Source organism: Brevundimonas sp., assembly GCF_030682035.1.
Classification (GTDB): Bacteria; Pseudomonadota; Alphaproteobacteria; order Caulobacterales; family Caulobacteraceae; genus Brevundimonas.
This window is the reverse complement of record NZ_JAUXQZ010000025.1, coordinates 145,247-158,451: the sequence shown is the minus strand read 5'-3', so window position 1 is coordinate 158,451 and position 13,205 is coordinate 145,247. Positions and strand designations below refer to the sequence as shown.

Here is a 13,205-nt window from a genome sequence, read left to right as displayed (position 1 = left end):
TTGGTCCGGACCGGCCGCGCCGACGGCGTCCACTATGAGATTCACAGCGACGGTCCGGATGATGTCCGGGACGTGGTGATCCTGTCCGCCGGGCTGGCCGGTTCCGGCGCCTTCTGGGCGCCGCAGATGGTGGCGCTGACGGCGCGGTTCCGGGTCGTGCTTTATGACCATCGCGGCACCGGCCGCAGCGACCGCGCCCTGCCCGCCCCCTACGCCGTCTCTGACATGGCGCGGGACATCGCCGGCATCATCGAGGCCCTCGGCGAGGCGGCGGTGCATGTGGTCGGCCACGCCGCCGGCGGGCTGGCGGGTTTGCGACTGGCGCTCGACAGCCCATCGCGGGTGCTGAGCGTCGCCGTGATCAACGGCTGGAGCCGGCCGGACCGGCACGTCGCCCGCTGTTTCCGCACCCGGATCAGCCTGCTGAACGACAGCGGGCCCGAGGCCTATGTCCACGCCCAGCCGCTGTTCCTCTATCCGGCGGACTGGATATCGCAGAACGCAGCGCGGCTGGCCGAGGAGGAGGTTCACCACCTCGCGGGCTTCCAAGGCCGGGAGAATATGCTGGCCCGGATCCACGCCCTGCTGGCCTTCGACATCGACGACCGGCTGGGTGAGGTCGCCTGTCCCGTGCTGGTCAGCGCCTCGGCCGACGACATGCTGGTCCCGGCCCTGTGCTCGCGCCGGCTGGCGGAGCGCCTGCCCAATGCGACGCTCGATATCGCGCCTTGGGGCGGTCATGCCTTTACGGCGACGGTTCCGGATGCGTTCAATGCGACCCTGATCGCCTTTCTCTGCGGCGAGCCCCTGCCCTGCTGAAGGATCACCCCCATGGAAGTCGGCGTCTTCATTCCCATCGGCAACAACGGCTGGCTGATTTCCGAGACGGCGCCGCAGTACATGCCGTCGTTTGAGATGAACAAGAAGGTGACTCAGGCGGCCGAGCGCTATGGCCTCGAGTTCGCCCTGTCGATGATCAAGCTGCGCGGGTTCGGCGGCAAGACGCAGTTCTGGGAGCACAATCTCGAGAGCTTCACCCTGATGGCGGGGCTGGCGGCCGTCACCGACCGGATCAAGCTGTTCGCCACGGCCGCCACCCTGACCATGCCGCCGGCCATCGTGGCCCGCATGGCCGCGACCATCGACTCGATCGCGCCCGGCCGGTTCGGCATCAATCTGATCACCGGCTGGGCCGAGGCCGAGTACAGCCAGATGGGCCTGTGGCCGGGCGATAAACACTACAGGGACCGGTATAACTATCTGGCCGAATACGCCCGGATCCTGCGCGACCTGTTCGACACCGGGGTGTCGAATTTCAAGGGCGACTATTTCACCATGACCGATTGCCGGGTCAGTCCCCGCGCCCCCGACACCAAGCTGATCTGCGCCGGGTCGAGCACCGAGGGACTGGCCTTCACGGCTGAGTATGCCGATTACAGCTTCGCCCTCGGCAAGGGGACCAACACCCCGACCGCCTTCGCCGACGTCAATGAGCGGCTGAGGGCCGCGAAGGAGAAGACCGGCCGCGACGTCAGCGCCTACATCCTGTTCATGGTCATCGCCGACGAGACCGACGAGGCCGCCATGGCCAAGTGGGAAAGCTATCGCAATGGCGTCGACAAGGAGGCCGTGGCCTGGCTGGTCGGTCAGGCGTCAGGCAACACCTCTGAGGACACCAACACCAAACAACTGGCGGCGGAGATGGCGGCGGTGAACCTGAATATGGGCACGCTGGTCGGATCACACGCCTCGATCGCGCGGATGCTGGACGAGGTGGCGATGGTGCCGGACACGGCGGGCGTGTTGCTGACCTTCGACGATTTCGAGAAGGGGATCGAGGATTTCGGTCGCCGCATCCAGCCGCTGATGACCTGTCGCGCCCATGTGAAGAGCGCCTGACCGTCAGGCGGCGTCGGCGTCGACTTCCGGTTCGGCCGCGTCCATGACTTGGGAGATGCCCGCGAACAAGGTCGCCAGAGTCACCGGCTTGGCGAGGTGGCCGTCGGCGCCGGCCTTGCGGCCCGCCTCGACGTGTTCTGGCATGGCGTTGGCGGTCAGCATCAGCACAGGCGTGCGCATCCAGCCGCGCTCGGTCTCGCAGGCGCGAATCTCGGCGGTGGCGGTCAGGCCGTCCATCACCGGCATCTGCATGTCCATCAGAACCAGATCGAAGCCGCCACCCCGGAAGGCCTCCAGGGCCTCGCTTCCGTCCGCGACGCATATGAGATCGGCGCTGGCGCCCGACAACAGAACCTCAATGACCTTGCGGTTGGCCGGATGATCGTCCGCCAGCAAGATCCGCAGCGGAACTCCCCCGGCATCGACCTCGACGACCGGCGCCGCCGCGGTCTGAACCGCCTCGGCGAGCGGCAAGGGGGCCTCGAACCAGAAGCGGGAGCCGACGCCGGGCTCGCTGTCGCATTCCAGACCGCCGCCCATCAGTTCGGCCAGTTCGCGTGAGATGGTCAGGCCCAGACCGGTGCCGCCGAAGCGGCGCGTGATCGAGCCGTCGGCCTGATGGAAGCGGCCGAAGATGCGGGCCCTCTGATCCGGTTCAAAGCCGACGCCAGTGTCCGTCACGGTGAAGCGGACGCGGTCGTCCGCAGCCTCCTCGACGCTCAGCCGGACCTCGCCCTCCGCCGTGAATTTCAGCGCATTGCTGACCAGATTGGTCAGTATCTGGCGGATGCGCACCGCATCGCCATAGACCAGCCGCTCCGCCCCGGCGGGGATCTCGATCGCCAGCGCCACCCCCTTGGCCTCGGCCTTGGGTCGCCACAGGGCGGCGGTTTCGCGCACGAGGTCGGCGAGGAGGAACGGCGCCGGTTCGATGGTGATCTGGCCGGACTCGATCTTGGCGGTGTCGAGGATGTCCGAGAGCAGACGTTCCAGCGTGTCACCGGACGACCGGACGATATCGACCATCTCGCGTTCGCGCTGGCCCAGATCGCTTCGGGCCAGGGCATCCGCCATGGCGACCACGCCGTTCAGCGGGGTGCGGATTTCGTGGCTCATATTGGCGAGGAAGACGCTCTTGGACCGGCTGGCCTCCTCGGCGGCCCGCCGGGCCAGACGCAATTGCCCGGCCGAGCGCCACTGCCAGACCAGCAGGCCCGCGGCCGTCAGGAGAAAAACCACAACGATCCCGACGACCCATCGCTGCGAACTGATGACGTCCCCGTTCAGCCTTTCGTTGATCCGGGCGGTGTCGAGCTGGCGGCGGCGTTCGGCCAGTTGCTCCTGCATGTCGCCTGTGACCTGTCCGATCCCGGCGCTGAACCGCCGCGCGGTCTGGACGTCCTGCGCCTTGTGGTAGGCCTCCAACCGCTGAAAGGCCTCGCGGGTCCGCCCCTCGGCGAACAGCAGGGCGGCCTCGACCCGGGGGACTTCCGAAAAGCCCTCTTCGCGGAACAGGCCGGCGGCTTCGCGGCGCCGGATCTCCGCGAGATCGCGGCGGGCGAGACCGAGCTGGCCGGTCCGGGCATAGGCGAGGGCCCGCGACGGCAGCATCTGCGGCGCCAGGAAGTCCGCCGCGCCGAGATCGGCTCCATAGGGTGAAAGGCAGTTCAGGACTCCGCGCGAGTCGCCCCCGCCCTCGGCCACCATGGCGCACAGGTTGGCGTCGTATACCATCAGGCTCTCCAGCCCTGCTCGCCGGGACAGCCGGTGATGGGCGGCATAGAGCTGGTTCGCCAGTTCCTGATCGCCGACTTGAAGCGACAGGCGCGTCAGGTTGTAGAGGGCGTCGAAATCGGGGCGGGGATAGGCGGGGTTGGAGAAATCGATCTCGAAGCGGTGGAAGGCCGCGGTCGCCCCCTCGATGTCGTTCAGGTCCATCAGGGCGAGGCCAGTGACCTCCCACAGCCCGGCGCGGGCCGTGTCGGCATAGGGAGCGTCATCGGGAATGACCGCGTCGGCCGCTGTCAGCATGCGCAGCGCCTCGCCGATGCGGTCGCGGTCCATGAGCGCGAGGGCGCTGAGGCGCATGGCGTGCGCCTTGACGAACCAGTCCGTGGTGGTGCGGGCGATCTGGTCCATCTCGACCGAGGCGGCCATGTCGCCGCTGTCGTAGCGGATGGTCAGGGCGTTCAGCCGGGCGATCATCTGATACCGCTCGTCCCGTCGGGCCAGAGCTGCGGCGGCGAGGCGGTTGTTCCAGACCTCGGCCCGTTCGAAATCGCCCTGGTTCAGCGTGATCCACATGACGTGGTAGAGCCGGTTCAGACCCTCGCGACCCGAATGGGTCAGGGCGGCTTCACCAAAGGCCTCAAGGGCCGGAAAGCTGGTGATGGCGGCCCGGTTCTCGACGCGCTGGGCCAGCTCAACACGGCTCTCGCGGGACTGAGTCGCAGCCCGAGCCCCGCCGGGGATGGCGAGTACGAAAAGCAGGACGGCGACGAGAACAAACTTTACTGGGGGCATGTTGGTTCCGGGAAGACGACCGATCATCAACCGCCGATCCTTTCACAAGATTTAGCGACGCGAGACTTTTCCGGGGTCGGACCGTCTGTGGACTTCCGCCCGCGCCCGCGTCAGCGTCCGGCAATGGCCGAATCGTCTGTCAGACCGTCCTCGCCGGGGGGCTATTACGAGTTCTTCGCCGGCGGCGGCATGGTTCGGGCCGGCCTGGGCGAGACATGGCGTTGCCTGTTCGCCAATGACTTCGATCCGGCCAAGGCCGCTGCCTATCACGCCAACTGGGGCGACGCCGGCCTGCGGCTCGGCGATATCGCAGGCCTTATCGCCGCCGATCTACCGGGCGCCGCGGACCTGATGTGGGGTTCGTTTCCCTGCCAGGATCTGTCGCTGGCCGGGGCCGGCGCGGGTCTCGGCGGCAAGCGGTCAGGGACATTTCACGACTTCTGGAGTTTGGCGCGCGCGCTGGCCGCCGAGGGTCGTGCGCCGCGGATCGTGGCCGTCGAGAATGTCTGCGGAACCCTGACTTCGCACCGGGGGCGGGATTTCGAGGCCATCTGCCGAACCTTCGCCGACGCCGGCTACCGGTGCGGCGCCCTGGTCATCAACGCCGACCGCTTCCTGCCGCAGTCGCGGCCGCGGCTGTTCGTGATCGGCGTACACGAGGATACAGCCGTTGATCCGACCCTGATGTCGCCCTTGCCTGAGGGGCCGTTCCATACGCCGGCTCTGCGCCGGGCGGTGGAGCGGCTGCCGGTCGCGTTGCGGGCGCGGATGGTCTGGTGGCGGCTGCCCGAGCCCGAAACCCCGGTCGCCGGGCTGGCGTCGGTGATCGAGCCTGCACCGTCGGACGTCCGCTGGCATTCGGCGGCGGAGACGGCGCGGCTGCTGGCGCTGATGTCGCCGCGAAATCTGGCCAAGGTCGAGGCGGCGCGGCGGACGGGGGAACGCTGTGTCGGGGGACTGTACCGCCGGACGCGGCGCGACGCAGCGGGTGGGCGGATTCAGCGCGCCGAGGTGCGGTTCGACATCGCTGGCTGCCTGCGGACTCCGGGCGGCGGGTCGAGCCGGCAGACCCTGCTGGTGGTCAAAGGCGGGCAGGTCCGGTCCCGCCTGATGTCGGCGCGGGAGACGGCGCGGTTGATGGGCCTGCCCGACAGCTACCGCCTGCCCGGTTCATACAGCGCCGCCTGTCACCTGACCGGAGACGGGGTCGCCGTGCCGGTGGTGCGGCATCTGGCGCAATGGCTGCTCGAGCCGTTGCTGGCGGCGCAGGCGAGGCTGCGCCGGGCGGCCTGACGGACGCTCTTGCCAAAGCTTTTCAGCGGCGCATCATGGCGTCGGGGGAACCAGGGAGGTCATCATGAGAGTCATACTGGCGGGGCTGGCGATTCTGGGGTTTGCAACACCGGCGGCGGCGGAAACCTGGCACGCATTCTCGCGCAGCGCCAACTCGGCCTATATGGCCGACGTCGACAGCATCGTGGTGGAGGGCGACATCACCCGCGTCCAGTTGGCCATGGTTCCGCTGCGGGGCGAGGCTGGGGACCTTAGCCACACCATCGACACCTATGAATTCCGCTGCGGCGCGAAGCAGTGGCGCAGCACGCTGTCGGTCGAGTACGGGGCCGACGGCGTCGAGTCGGGCCGATATCCGGACGAGAGCGACTGGTTGGACGCCCGCGACGACACCATCCCGGGCATCCTGAAGGAGATCGCGTGCGATGGCGCGCGGGCCAATCCGCCTCACTGGCCGACGATCAGCGCGTTTGTCGAGGCGAGGGTCCCCTCGACCTGACGATCAGGCGTCCACCGCCGCATCGAGCGCATTGGCCTGAATGAACTCGCGGCGCGGCTCGACCACGTCGCCCATCAGCTTGGCGAACAGGTCCGACGCGTCTTCCTGATGCTCGACCTGCACCTTCAGCAGGGTGCGGGCGTTGACGTCGAGCGTGGTCTCCCACAGCTGTTCCGGGTTCATCTCGCCCAGGCCCTTGTAGCGCTGGATGGTGATACCCTTCTTGCCGGCGTCCAGCACCGCTTCCAGCAGGTCAAGCGGACCGCGGACGGTGACCGCCTTGTCCTTGCGGCGGAAGACGGCCGGCTTGTCGAACAGGCCCTCGAAGGCGGCCGAGCGTTCGGCCAGACGGCGGGCGTCCAGCGAGCGGATCAAGGCCTCTTCCAACACGATGCGCTCGGTGACGGCGCGACGCACGCGTTCGAAGGCCACGGCGCCTTGCGCGCCCGGCGAACCGGTCCACGGACCGTCGCCTTCCTCGGCATAGAGGTTGAGACGGTCGGCGGCCTGGGCCGGATCGGCGCCGGCCTCGTCGAACAGGCCGGCGAGGGCCGCCTGTTCGATGGCAAAGGTCGGCGCGCGCTGCGACAGGCGGTCGACGCCGGCCTTGAAGGCCTTGGCCTCGCGAACGAGGGATTGCAGGTCCAGACCGGTGCGGCGCTCGCCGGTCGGCAGGTCCAGCTCGGCCTCGGATGAGCCCTCCTCGATCAGGTAGGAGTCCATCTCGGACTGGTCCTTGAGGTAGCGGGACTGCTTGCCCTTGGCGACCTTGTAGAGCGGCGGCTGGGCGATATAGACGTGGCCGCGCTCGATCAGCTCGGGCATCTGGCGATAGAAGAAGGTCAGCAGCAGGGTCCGGATGTGGGCGCCGTCGACGTCGGCGTCGGCCATCAGGATGATCTTGTGATAGCGCAGCTTGTCGGCGTTGAAATCGTCGCGGCCGATGCCCGTGCCGAGCGCCAGAATGAGCGTGCCGATCAGTTCGGACGACAGCATGCGGTCGAAGCGGGCGCGCTCGACGTTGAGGATCTTGCCGCGCAGAGGCAGGACGGCCTGGTTCTCGCGGTTGCGGGCCTGTTTGGCCGAGCCGCCGGCGGAATCGCCCTCGACGATGAACAGTTCGGACTTGGCCGGGTCGCGTTCCTGACAATCGGCCAGCTTGCCGGGCAGGGAGGCCATGTCCATCGACGTCTTGCGCCGGGTCAGGTCGCGGGCCTTGCGGGCGGCCTCGCGGGCGGCGGCGGCCTCGATGATCTTGGCGACGACCTGTCTGGCCTCGACCGGATGTTCCTCGAACCAGGTCGACAGGCCTTCGGAGCACAGGCCCTCAACGGCCGGGCGGACCTCGGACGAGACCAGCTTGTCCTTGGTTTGCGACGAGAATTTGGGGTCCGGCACCTTGACCGACAGGACGCAGGTCAGGCCCTCGCGGGCGTCCTCGCCCGAGACGGTGACCTTCTCCTTCTTCGCCGCCCCGGCGGCGTCGATATAGCCGCCCATGACGCGGGTCAGGCTGGCGCGGAAGGCCGACAGATGGGTGCCTCCATCCCGCTGGGGGATGTTGTTGGTGAAGCACAGCATGGTCTCGTGGTAGCTGTCGTTCCACCACAGGGCGAGATCGATCTCGATCCCTTCCTTCTTGCCGCGGATGACGATGACGTCCTTCAGGATCGGCGACTTGGACTTGTCGAGGTGACGGACGAAGGCTTCGACGCCGCCCTCGTAGTGCAGGATTTCCTCGAACTTTTCGGCCCCGCGATCGTCGCGCAGCTTGATGACCACGCCCGAGTTGAGGAAGGCCAGTTCACGCAGCCGGTGCTCGAGCGTCTTCAGGTCGAAGTCGATATGGGCGAAGGTGGTGATGGAGGGGTAGAAGGTCAGCTCGGTCCCGGACAGGACCTTTCCATTGTCCCGCATCGGCGCGTCGCCGGTGACCTTCAGGGCCTCGACGGTGTCGCCGCGTTCGAAGCGCATCTCGTGGCGTTTGCCGTTGCGGTAGATGACCAGTTTGAGCCAGTCGCTGAGGGCGTTGACGACCGAGACGCCGACGCCGTGCAAGCCGCCCGAGACCTTGTAGGAATTCTGGTCGAACTTACCGCCGGCGTGCAGCTGGGTCATGATGACCTCGGCCGCCGAGACGCCTTCGCCGCCGTGGATGTCGGTGGGGATGCCGCGGCCGTTGTCAGTCACGGTGACCGAGCCGTCGGCGTTGAGGATGACCTGGACCAGATCGGCGTGGCCGGCGAGGGCCTCGTCGATGGCGTTGTCGACCACCTCATAGACCATGTGGTGCAGACCCGAGCCGTCATCGGTGTCGCCGATATACATGCCGGGGCGTTTGCGCACCGCGTCCAGGCCCTTGAGGACCTTGATGGAATCGGCGCCGTAGGCGGCCTCTTCGGCGGTGTCGACGTTGCGCGCGGTCTCGGTGTTGTCGGTCATATATTCGGTCGGTGAAACGCCCTCTCGGAGGGCCTGTGAAGGCGGCGGCGAGACCGCCTTGAACGGACTGTTTTCAGGGCGCGAATCCGATCCGCGCCGATGCCCGCAACATATAGGAAAACCGGGCGGAATTGCGAGGAAAAGCGGCGTCACGCGGGGACCCGCGCAGCCTTCGGCGCCGCACTGTTTCCAGGGCGGTTGGGAAGGGCCGGCGGAGCGCCGGGCGCGAAGCCCGGTAGCAGTGCGCCAGACCCCCAAACCGCTATCGTCATTCCGGGCGCAGCGCAGCGAAGACCCCGAACCCAGCGGCGCGCGGGAGCGCGAACCTGTCGGGAGCGCGGTCAGGGATTGGCGGCCCGTCGCTATGGTCGGTGTTTGACGCTTCGCGCCGCCCTTCGGGTCGCCGCCGTCGCGGCGCCTCCCCCGGTCCGAGCTTCGCTCGGCCGAAGGATGACGAGGGGTTCCGGGTCTCCGAGCCGCTGCGCGTCTCTCCGCCCGGAATGACGATAGCAGTTGGGGGGGGCGCCGCGCTCCAGCCCACCGGCCGGGCTACTCCACCGTCAGCGCCCCGCCCTCGACCCGCACGAACTGTGCGCGGCCGCGCAGGGGGTCGAACAGTTCGGCCTCGGTGCCGGTCAGGAAGGCTTGCAGGCCGAGGGCGTCGATCTCGTCGAACAGGGCGGCGCGGCGCCGCGTATCGAGGTGGGCGGGGGCTTCATCGAGCAGCAGGAGCGGCCGGGCGGACTGGCCCGACAGCCGCGTGATCTGGGCGAGGATCAGGTTGAGCACCAGCGCCTTCTGCTCGCCCGAGGAGCCCTCGGCGGCGGGGCGGTTCTTTTCACGGTGCAGGGCGGTCAGGTCGGAGCGGTGCGGGCCGAACAGGGAGCGGCCGGCGGCGGCGTCGCGGGCGCGGCTGCGGGCCTGTCCCTCGCGGATGGCGGCGGCGATGGCCTCAGGGCCGACGCCGGCGGTGGCCATGGCTTCGGCCTCGCCCGTCAGGCCGAGGTCGGCCTGGGGGAAGGGACGGTCGTTGCGGGCGTCGATGGCGGCCTGCAGCGTGGTCAGGGCGGCGGCGCGGGCGATGGCGGCCTCGGCCCCGGCCTCGCCAAGGCGGAGCTCGAGGGCGTCGAGCCAGAGGGGGTCGGCGGCCCGGCCTTCCGCCCCCTCGGTGAGCAGGCGCAGCCTTTCGCGCAGAGCCTTTTCATAGGCCGAGACGGCGGCGGCATGGGCGGGGTCGGCGGCGAAGACCAGCCGGTCGAAGAATTTCAGCCGGGCGGCCCGGGCGTCGGAGAACAGCCGGTCCTGCTCGGGCGTGGCCCAGACGGGGCGCAGGTGATCGAGCAGCCGGCCGGGCTGGGCCGTTTCGCCGTCGATGCGGACGATGCGGCGGGCGGCGCCGGGGGACTGGACGCCGGTGCCCAGTTTCGTCTCCCCCTCCCCGTCGGTGAGGACGGCGGCGACGGCCCAGGCCCGGCCGGTCGCCTCGCCCGTTTCGCGCCGGCCCATCTCGGGGGCCGTAGCCCCGCGCAGGCCGCGGCCGGGGGTGAACAGGCTGAGCGCCTCGAGCAGATTGGTCTTGCCGGCGCCGTTGGGGCCGTGGAGCACGACCGCCCCCGCGCCGATGGGCAGGGTGGCCGCTGCGTATGAGCGGAAGTCGGTGAGGGTGAGTGTGGTGATCACCCTGCAAATCCCCAGCAAATGTTATGCGTCCACTTGACACGCCCAATTTGCTTGATTCGCAACGCGATTATGTTTGGGGAAATGTAGCTAGCAGCAGAACAAACAGGGACCCTGCAATTGACCTGCAAATCAATCGTCAAGCCCATATCGGTATATAACCCGACTTGGGAGCGATCGGATCGGCCACCTTGATAAGACGCTCTTTTAATGCGTCGCGGATAATCCTGGACGCCGTAGCAGCGCTTTCTTTTTCCAATCCAAATCTTTGGCGGAGAGATGCATTGGTCATTTTCCCGCCAGCTACATAACGAAGACCCGCGTGCTGATAACAAGCACGCAATCGTTCCGGCGCAGTCATTTCGGAAAATGGCTTGGGCGCGAAAAGAGCAACTCTAACTGCATTGCCTTCCGCTCGGATATCGACCGGCGGGAGCTGCCACAGCTCTACCGCCTGAAACGCCTTATCGACGCCGCTTCCCTGCTCCTCGCAAAGGCCCACACGGCGCATAATGCCAGCAAGGGCTTCATTTCTGGAAAGCGGCGGCAGGTCCAAAAACCGCTCTGGTGCCCGCAAGGGCTCACCGGGATTAGTTATCTCGATCCGATCCGTGAAAATCTCGATCATTGGCCCGGTGCCTTTGATCGTTAGGTCTTGGTGGATCAAGGCATTTGCCACCAGCTCCCGGATCGCGATCTGCGGATACAACAGATGCTGCCGCCGAAACGCCACTTCGATCAGTTCGCTTTGGGGCAACAATCCACCAATGAATTCCATCAGCGGCTCAAAACCTATGGCGTAACCGCGCGGCTCTTCGTGACGACGACGAGTTTGTGTGCGGTCGCTACCGACGTACTCGATAACCCTAACGGCCTTGCGCTGCAGGTTCGGGAAGGAATCTAGGCGCCTAGCAAACAGCAGTGCGCCCAAGTTCATTATGTCCCATCGTCCGCCTACGTCGCGACGGATGAGACGCTCTGCTTCCAAGCGCTCCAGGATGCCGTTTCGATTGTCGGGCAGCCGCTGCTCGGTCAGCGTGAAGTACGCCCCATAGTCCAGCACCTCCAAGACTTCGTCCGCTTCTACGAACGTCGCCGCCGGCCCTGCCTCCCAGACAAATGGTCGGAGCTTCGACCACAAGGCAGCTTCGATCTCCCTATGATCGCCGAGCGGCGGCGTGGCGCTGCCTACCCGAACGTATGCGATCCGCCCCACAGCAACAGGGGCTACAGTCGCGGCCGGGACCTCGAGAACTACCACCCGTCCATCGGGATGCTGGACTGTCTCAAATTTCAAATTTGGGCAGGGATCTAGCTGTTGAGAAAGCCAGAACTCGATTGGCTGATCGCCTTTGCGAAACAAGGCTGGCTCAAAATCAGTCCCGACAACCCTATGACTACCGTCTTCAATCCCCCAAACGATGTAGGCTGCATCTCGGTCATTCAACCGTGCGGCATTGGCCAGCGCCGAAACCAACTTGGCAATGTTGTCCGGGTTGGTGTTGTTGACCTTGAATTCAAACCATGACGCCTCGGCGGGTTGACTACGCAAGTCATCAATCAGAGCGATGGAACGTCTGGTTTGCGCCACCCTCGTCCTACACCCTCAGCGGCATCAGCACATATTGCACGCCCGGATCGCCCGGATCGAGGACCAGGGTCGGGCTGGCCGGGTCGGCGAATTTGAAGTGGGCGGTCTCGCCGGTGATCTGGCCGGCGACGTCGAGCAGATAGCGGGCGTTGAAGCCGATTTCGAAGGGCTCTTCGGAATAGCCGATCTCGACCTCCTCGACCCCCTGTCCGGCCTCCATGTTGCGCACCGTCAGGGTGACGCGGTCCAGCTCGAAGGCCAGTTTCACCGAGCGGCTCTTCTCGGCCGAGATGGTGGCGACGCGGTCGACGGCCTGGGCGAACAGGGTGTTGTCGATGTCGGCCTGTTTGTCGTTCCCCTTGGGGATGACGCGCATATAGTCGGGGAAGGCGCCGTCGATGACCTTTGACGTCAGGCTGGCCTGGCCGAATTCGAAGCGGATTTTCTGCGGGCTGACCATGACCTCGACCGGGCCGGAGCCGTCGTCGAGCAGGCGGCGGACCTGGTCGATGGTCTTGCGCGGGACGATGACGCCGGGGCCGCCGGCGGCGCCCTCGGGGGCGGGCATCTCGGCGAGGGCGAGGCGGTGGCCGTCGGTGGCCACGGCGCGCAGCAGCGGAATGCCGGCCTCGGCCACGGTGTGGAGATACAGGCCGTTCAGATAGTAGCGCGTCTCTTCGGTCGAGACGGCGAACCGGGTCTTGTCGATCAGCCGGGCGAGGTCTTCCTTGGGCAGGACGAAGCGTGTGCCCGAGGTGTCGGTCGACATGACTGGGAAGTCGCCGGCCGGCAGGACCGGCAGGTTGAATTTGGAGCGGCCGGCCTGGACCACCAGACGGGGATCGTCGCCGTTGTAGCTGAGCGCGACCTCGGCGCCGTCGGGCAGTTTGCGCACGATTTCATAGAGGGTGTGGGCCGGGGCGGTGATCTGGCCCTCGACATTCACCTGGGCCTCGGCCTCGTCGACCATCTCCATGTCGAGATCGGTGGCGGCGAAGGCCAGCTTGTCGCGTCCGGCCGACAGCAGGACGTTGGACAGGATGGGGATGGTGTTACGGCGCTCGACGACGCTCTGCACGTGGCCGAGAGCCTTGAGGAGCGCGGATCGTTCGATGGTCAGCTGCATGTGGTCTCGCCCGCCGTCGGCGACTCAACAAGCCGCCGCAAAGAGTTAGGGCTACGGACACTAGCGGATTGGCCGGGCGGGGCAAGGAAGTGGCTGGTGGTTAGTGGCGAGTGGCGAGTGGATAAGTGCAGGAGCCAAGAGCGTGCCCCCCATGC

At 67.0% G+C, this 13,205-nt stretch carries 9 protein-coding genes; 4 read left to right on the top strand and 5 right to left on the bottom strand.

Annotation, left to right across the window (positions count from 1 at the left end; translation table 11 throughout):
* Positions 1–819, top strand: a complete 819-nt coding sequence (gene rutD / locus Q8K49_RS06115; protein WP_305304842.1) for a pyrimidine utilization protein D — start codon at positions 1–3, stop codon at positions 817–819.
* Between the two features lie 12 nt (positions 820–831).
* Positions 832–1,899 (top strand): pyrimidine utilization protein A, encoded by a 1,068-nt coding sequence (gene rutA, locus Q8K49_RS06110; RefSeq protein WP_305304840.1) that lies wholly within the window; start codon positions 832–834, stop codon positions 1,897–1,899.
* Between the two features lie 3 nt (positions 1,900–1,902).
* On the opposite strand, the gene Q8K49_RS06105 is transcribed toward rutA, so the two are convergent.
* Positions 1,903–4,449 carry an ATP-binding protein gene (locus Q8K49_RS06105; RefSeq protein WP_305304838.1) on the bottom strand — a complete coding sequence of 849 codons (2,547 nt, stop codon included), beginning with the start codon at positions 4,447–4,449 and terminating at the stop codon, positions 1,903–1,905.
* A gap of 96 nt (positions 4,450–4,545) precedes the next feature.
* On the opposite strand from Q8K49_RS06105, the gene Q8K49_RS06100 reads away from it, so the two are divergent.
* The gene (locus tag Q8K49_RS06100) at positions 4,546–5,715 is read left to right on the top strand and encodes a DNA cytosine methyltransferase (protein WP_305304836.1); all 1,170 of its coding nucleotides are present in this window, start codon (positions 4,546–4,548) and stop codon (positions 5,713–5,715) included.
* A gap of 64 nt (positions 5,716–5,779) precedes the next feature.
* Positions 5,780–6,214 (top strand): hypothetical protein, encoded by a 435-nt coding sequence (locus tag Q8K49_RS06095; protein WP_305304835.1) that lies wholly within the window; start codon positions 5,780–5,782, stop codon positions 6,212–6,214.
* Positions 6,215–6,217: 3 nt separating this feature from the next.
* On the opposite strand, the gene gyrB is transcribed toward Q8K49_RS06095, so the two are convergent.
* The 4 genes from gyrB to dnaN all read right to left on the bottom strand — a co-directional run bounded on the left by gyrB (position 6,218) and on the right by dnaN (position 13,050).
* Positions 6,218–8,656 (bottom strand): DNA topoisomerase (ATP-hydrolyzing) subunit B, encoded by a 2,439-nt coding sequence (gene gyrB, locus Q8K49_RS06090; protein WP_305304833.1) that lies wholly within the window; start codon positions 8,654–8,656, stop codon positions 6,218–6,220.
* Positions 8,657–9,205: 549 nt separating this feature from the next.
* Positions 9,206–10,336 (bottom strand): DNA replication/repair protein RecF, encoded by a 1,131-nt coding sequence (gene recF, locus Q8K49_RS06085; protein WP_305304832.1) that lies wholly within the window; start codon positions 10,334–10,336, stop codon positions 9,206–9,208.
* 136 nt (positions 10,337–10,472) lie between these two features.
* Entirely contained in the window at positions 10,473–11,924 is a 1,452-nt protein-coding gene (locus Q8K49_RS06080) for an ATP-binding protein (protein WP_305304831.1), read from the bottom strand.
* A 7-nt stretch (positions 11,925–11,931) separates the two neighbouring features.
* A complete protein-coding gene (dnaN, locus tag Q8K49_RS06075; protein ID WP_305304830.1) occupies positions 11,932–13,050 on the bottom strand; it encodes a DNA polymerase III subunit beta in 1,119 nt (372 codons plus the stop codon).
* Between the last annotated feature and the right edge of the window lie 155 nt (positions 13,051–13,205).